Source organism: Streptomyces sp. AB3(2024), from assembly GCF_041862025.1.
Lineage (GTDB): Bacteria > Actinomycetota > Actinomycetes > Streptomycetales > Streptomycetaceae > Streptomyces.
Genome location: NZ_JBGWAB010000318.1, coordinates 1 through 818 on the forward strand (window position 1 = coordinate 1; position 818 = coordinate 818).

General features: G+C 67.0%; 1 protein-coding gene. It reads left to right on the top strand.

What is annotated here, in order from left to right; all coding sequences use genetic code 11:
* Nucleotides 1-818 (top strand): 2-oxoacid:ferredoxin oxidoreductase subunit beta (locus tag ACEPPI_RS40550; protein ID WP_373920247.1); only part of this gene is annotated, 818 nt, incomplete at both ends.

Sequence of the window (818 nt, forward strand, 5' to 3'; positions counted from 1 at the left end):
AAGGAGAACATCGTCTTCGTCTCCGGCATCGGCTGCTCCTCCCGCTTCCCGTACTACATGAACACCTACGGGATGCACTCCATCCACGGCCGCGCCCCCGCCATCGCCACCGGACTCGCCTCCTCCCGCCGCGACCTCTCCGTATGGGTCGTCACCGGCGACGGCGACGCCCTCTCCATCGGCGGCAACCACCTCATCCACGCCCTGCGCCGCAACATCAACCTCAAGATCCTCCTCTTCAACAACCGGATCTACGGCCTCACCAAAGGCCAGTACTCCCCCACCTCCGAAATCGGCAAGATCACCAAATCCACGCCGATGGGCTCCCTCGACGCCCCCTTCAACCCCGTCTCCCTCGCCCTCGGAGCCGAAGCCACCTTCGTCGCCCGCACCATCGACTCCGACCGCAAACACCTCACCGAAGTCCTGCGCCAGGCCGCCGACCACCCCGGCACCGCCCTCGTCGAGATCTACCAGAACTGCAACATCTTCAACGACGGCGCCTTCGACGCCCTCAAGGACCAGGAACAGGCCCGCGAAGCCGTCATCCGCCTCGAACACGGCCGCCCCGTCCGCTTCGGCACCGACGACACCAAGGGCGTCATCCGCAACGAGCACACCGGCGACCTCGAAGTCATCACCGTCACCCCCGACAACGAACACCGCGTCCTGACCCACGACGCCCGCACCACCAGCCCCACCACCGCCTTCGCCCTCTCCCGCCTCGCCGACCCCGACACCCTCCACCACACCCCCATCGGCGTCTTCCGCGACACCACCCGCCCCGTCTACGACACCCTCATGGCCGACCAGCTCGA